Genomic DNA, 5,388 nt, shown 5'->3' with positions numbered 1-5,388 from the left:
CTCGAGTGGCGAACGGGTGAGTAACACGTGGGTGATCTGCCCTGCACTTCGGGATAAGCCTGGGAAACTGGGTCTAATACCGGATAGGACGATGGTTTGGATGCCATTGTGGAAAGTTTTTTCGGTGTGGGATGAGCTCGCGGCCTATCAGCTTGTTGGTGGGGTAATGGCCTACCAAGGCGTCGACGGGTAGCCGGCCTGAGAGGGTGTACGGCCACATTGGGACTGAGATACGGCCCAGACTCCTACGGGAGGCAGCAGTGGGGAATATTGCACAATGGGCGCAAGCCTGATGCAGCGACGCCGCGTGGGGGATGACGGCCTTCGGGTTGTAAACTCCTTTCGCTAGGGACGAAGCGTATTTGTGACGGTACCTGGAGAAGAAGCACCGGCTAACTACGTGCCAGCAGCCGCGGTAATACGTAGGGTGCGAGCGTTGTCCGGAATTACTGGGCGTAAAGAGCTCGTAGGTGGTTTGTCGCGTCGTTTGTGTAAGCCCGCAGCTTAACTGCGGGACTGCAGGCGATACGGGCATAACTTGAGTGCTGTAGGGGAGACTGGAATTCCTGGTGTAGCGGTGGAATGCGCAGATATCAGGAGGAACACCGATGGCGAAGGCAGGTCTCTGGGCAGTAACTGACGCTGAGGAGCGAAAGCATGGGTAGCGAACAGGATTAGATACCCTGGTAGTCCATGCCGTAAACGGTGGGCGCTAGGTGTGAGTCCCTTCCACGGGGTTCGTGCCGTAGCTAACGCATTAAGCGCCCCGCCTGGGGAGTACGGCCGCAAGGCTAAAACTCAAAGGAATTGACGGGGGCCCGCACAAGCGGCGGAGCATGTGGATTAATTCGATGCAACGCGAAGAACCTTACCTGGGCTTGACATACACCAGATCGCCGTAGAGATATGGTTTCCCTTTGTGGTTGGTGTACAGGTGGTGCATGGTTGTCGTCAGCTCGTGTCGTGAGATGTTGGGTTAAGTCCCGCAACGAGCGCAACCCTTGTCTTATGTTGCCAGCAATTCGGTTGGGGACTCATAAGAGACTGCCGGGGTTAACTCGGAGGAAGGTGGGGATGACGTCAAATCATCATGCCCCTTATGTCCAGGGCTTCACACATGCTACAATGGTCGGTACAACGCGTTTGCGAGCCTGTGAGGGTGTGCTAATCGCTGAAAGCCGGTCGTAGTTCGGATTGGGGTCTGCAACTCGACCCCATGAAGTCGGAGTCGCTAGTAATCGCAGATCAGCAACGCTGCGGTGAATACGTTCCCGGGCCTTGTACACACCGCCCGTCACGTCATGAAAGTTGGTAACACCCGAAGCCAGTGGCCTGTTAAAAGGAGCTGTCGAAGGTGGGATCGGCGATTGGGACGAAGTCGTAACAAGGTAGCCGTACCGGAAGGTGCGGCTGGATCACCTCCTTTCTAAGGAGTTTTTGTTTGTGCCCACAGTTGTGGGTCGTTGGTGGTTGAGTCGCCGTGTGTGCGGCTGCCACTGTGTTGTTTTTTTACCGGGTGGTCATGCATCTGTGTGTGGTGTGGGTGCGGCTTGGATGGTTGTGCTTGTGCTGCGCGGTGGGTGTGCATTTGCGTGGTGTTGGTGGGTTAGACCATGTGCGTGATGGGAGTATGTTGGTGCGCTGTTGGGTGTCTGGGGCAGCATTGGTTTGTCCTTGGGCCCTGCTTTTTACTGGTGTGCACTGTTGTGTTTTTCGCTGGTGGGGTGGGGTTGTGTTGTGTGAGAACTGTATAGTGGACGCGAGTATCTTTCTTTTTTTGTGTTTTGGTGTTTGTACCTTGATTGTTTGTGTGTCCGTGTGTTTTGTTACGGGCGTATGGTGGATGCCTTGGCATGCTGAGCCGATGAAGGACGTGTGAGGCTGCGTTATGCCTCGGGGAGTTGCCAACAAAGCGTTGATCCGAGGATGTCCGAATGGGGAAACCCAGCACCAGTTGTGTGGTGTTACCTGCAGGTGAATTCATAGTCTGTGTGGGGGTTGACGCGGGGAAGTGAAACATCTCAGTACCCGTAGGAGAAGAAAACAATTGTGATTCCGTGTGTAGTGGCGAGCGATAGCGGATGAGGCTAAACCGTGTGCGTGTGATACCTGGCAGGGGTTGCGTGTGCGGTGTTGTGGGGCGTAGGCGTTTGCAGGCTGTCAACTGTGAGCATGATTTGCGCGTGTCAGTGGAAGCATCTGGGATGGTGCGCCGGAGAGGGTGATTAGTCCCGTACGTGAAGGCATGTGTGGTTGTGTGGTCTATGTTTTCCCCGAGTAGCAGCGGGCTCGTGGAATCTGCTGTGAATCTGCCGGGACCACCCGGTAAGCCTAAATACTCAGTGTGACCGATAGTGGATTTAGTACCGTGAGGGAATGGTGAAAAGTACCCCGGGAGGGGAGTGAAAGAGTTCCTGAAACCATGCGCTTACAATCCGTCAGAGCACCTTTGTGTGTGTGATGGCGTGCCTTTTGAAGAATGAGCCTGCGAGTCAGCGGCATGTCGCGAGGTTAACCCGTTGTGTGGGGTAGTCGTAGCGAAAGCGAATCCGAATAGGGTGGTTTAAGTGGCATGTCCTGGACCCGAAGCGGGGTGATCTACCCATGGCCAGTGTGAAGCAGCTGTAAGAGGTTGTGGAGGCGCGAACCCACTTAGGTTGAAAACTGAGGGGATGAGCTGTGGGTAGGGGTGAAAGGCCAATCAAACTCCGTGATAGCTGGTTCTCCCCGAAATGCATTTAGGTGCAGCGTGATGTGAGCTTGCCGGAGGTAGAGCTACTGGTTGGTTGAGCGGGACTATCATCTTAGCGACGTCAGCCAAACTCCGAATGCCGGTTATAGTGGTGCATTGCAGTGAGACTGTGGGGGATAAGCTTCATAGTCGAGAGGGAAACAGCCCAGATCGCCGGCTAAGGCCCCTAAGGGTGTGCTAAGTGGAAAAGGATGTGGGATCGCGAAGACAGCCAGGAGGTTGGCTTAGAAGCAGCCATCCTTGAAAGAGTGCGTAATAGCTCACTGGTCGAGTGGTTCCGCGCCGACAATTTAGTGGGGCTCAAGCACACCGCCGAAGCCGCGGCAAACGTTTTGTTTGGGTAGGGGAGCGTCGTGTGTGGGGTGAAGCCGTACCGTAAGGAGTGGTGGACTGCATGCGAGTGAGAATGCAGGCATGAGTAACGAATGGCAAGTGAGAATCTTGCCCGCCGGATGACTAAGGGTTCCTGGGTCAAGTTCGTCTTCCCAGGGTGAGTCGGGTCCTAAGGCGAGGCCGACAGGCGTAGTCGATGGTCAACGGGTTGATATTCCCGTACCCGTATGTGCGCGCCCAGTATCGAAGCGGTGAGACTAACCACCCTGATCTGTCAACTGTTGCCATCCTTTGGGATGGTTGGTTGGTGGTGATGCGTGGGGCCTGATCCGTTGTAGGTCAGTGATGGGGTGACGCAGTGAGGTAGCCGTAGCCGCTTATTGGATTGCGGTGCAAGCGTGTGGCACGACAGCTAGGTGAAATCCGGTTGTCAATGTGTGTGAGGCGTGATGCGTAGCCCTTTTGTGGGTGAAGTTGGTGATCCTGTACTGCCGAGAAAAGCCTCTAGCGATGTGCATGTACGGCCCGTACCCATAACCGACACAGGTGGTCAGGTAGAACATACTCAGGCGAGCGGGTGAACTGTGGTTAAGGAACTCGGCAAAATGCCCCCGTAACTTCGGGAGAAGGGGGACCTCAACCGGTCAAGCACGTATCGTGCGGCAGCTGGTTGGGGTCGCAGAGAAGAGAGGGGAGCGACTGTTTATCAAAAACACAGGTCCGTGCGAAGACGGTTAAGTTGATGTATACGGACTGACGCCTGCCCGGTGCTGGAAGGTTAAGAGGACCTGTTAGGCAGTAATGCCGAAGCGGAGAATTTAAGCCCCAGTAAACGGCGGTGGTAACTATAACCATCCTAAGGTAGCGAAATTCCTTGTCGGGTAAGTTCCGACCTGCACGAATGGCGTAACGACTCCCCTGCTGTCTCAACCACAGGCCCGGTGAAATTGCAGTACGAGTAAAGATGCTCGTTTCGCGCGGCAGGACGAAAAGACCCCGGGACCTTCACTATAGCTTGGTATTGGCATTCGGTGCGGTTTGTGTAGGATAGGTGGGAGACTTAGAAGCCGTCACGCTAGTGGTGGTGGAGTCGTTGTTGAAATACCACTCTGACCGTAGTGGATATCTAACCTTGGCCCATGATCTGGGTTGGGGACAGTGCCTGGTGGGTAGTTTAACTGGGGCGGTTGCCTCCCAAAATGTAACGGAGGCGCCCAAAGGTTCCCTCAGCCTGGTTGGCAATCAGGTGTTTAGAGTGTAAGTGCACAAGGGAGCTTGACTGCGAGACTGACTAGTCGAGCAGGGACGAAAGTCGGGACTAGTGATCCGGCACCTACTTGTGGATGTGGTGTCGCTCAACGGATAAAAGGTACCCCGGGGATAACAGGCTGATCTTCCCCAAGAGTCCATATCGACGGGATGGTTTGGCACCTCGATGTCGGCTCGTCGCATCCTGGGGCTGGAGTAGGTCCCAAGGGTTGGGCTGTTCGCCCATTAAAGCGGCACGCGAGCTGGGTTCAGAACGTCGTGAGACAGTTCGGTCTCTATCCGCCGCGCGCGTTGAAACTTGAAGAAGGCTGTCCCTAGTACGAGAGGACCGGGACGGACGTACCTCTAGTGTGCCAGTTGTTCCGCCAGGAGCACGGCTGGTTGGCTACGTACGGGAGGGATAACCGCTGAAAGCATCTAAGCGGGAAGCCTGTTATGAGGTTTCATTTGAGGTTCCCAGGAGACTACTGGGTTGATAGGCCGGACCTGGAAGCACAGTAATGTGTGGAGGCGACCGGTACTAATACACCGATAAACACCAACACCAAACATGTCAGTGTTTGGGTATGAACACCGCGTAACACAAGCAAAGTTTCACTCGCGTCCACTGTGCAGTCACTGACACAACACACCAACCACCCCGAGTGTGGTTGGCCAGCAACAATAATTGCATAGTCGCGTTGCGCTTTGTCGTGGCCGGCATGCCCCTGTAAGGTGTGTCGGTGGTTGATAGCGGCGGGGAAACGCCCGGTCCCATTCCGAACCCGGAAGCTAAGCCCGCCCGCGCCGATGGTACTGCCCCCGGGAGGGAGTGGGAGAGTAGGTTACCGCCGACCCAACAACTTCACACTTATGCACCCGCCCACACCACTTCTGGTGTGGGCGGGTGCTTTTACATTCCATTCAACCGGGTCACCCCGCAAGCAACCGGTAATGGGTTGCGTGTGCGGCGGCGCTGATTGTGTGGTGGTGGTCGAGTACCCCAGGTCGAGCACACGCGTGGTCCGGGCGGTACTCGACCACCACCGCCCGGC

General features: G+C 55.6%; 3 rRNA genes. All 3 read left to right on the top strand.

Going from position 1 to position 5,388, the window contains the following annotated elements:
* Positions 1 to 1,426 (top strand): 16S ribosomal RNA (locus HMA55_RS11205); the annotation flags it as partial.
* Between the two features lie 390 nt (positions 1,427 to 1,816).
* Positions 1,817 to 4,899: ribosomal RNA gene (locus HMA55_RS11200) — 23S ribosomal RNA — on the top strand.
* 173 nt (positions 4,900 to 5,072) lie between these two features.
* Positions 5,073 to 5,190 (top strand): 5S ribosomal RNA (rrf, locus tag HMA55_RS11195).
* The last annotated feature ends 198 nt before the right edge of the window (positions 5,191 to 5,388 follow it).

Source organism: Corynebacterium wankanglinii, assembly GCF_013601005.1.
GTDB classification, from domain to species: Bacteria; Actinomycetota; Actinomycetes; order Mycobacteriales; family Mycobacteriaceae; genus Corynebacterium; species Corynebacterium wankanglinii.
Note: the sequence above shows the minus strand (reverse complement) of the source record. Positions and strands in the feature narration are given on the sequence as shown.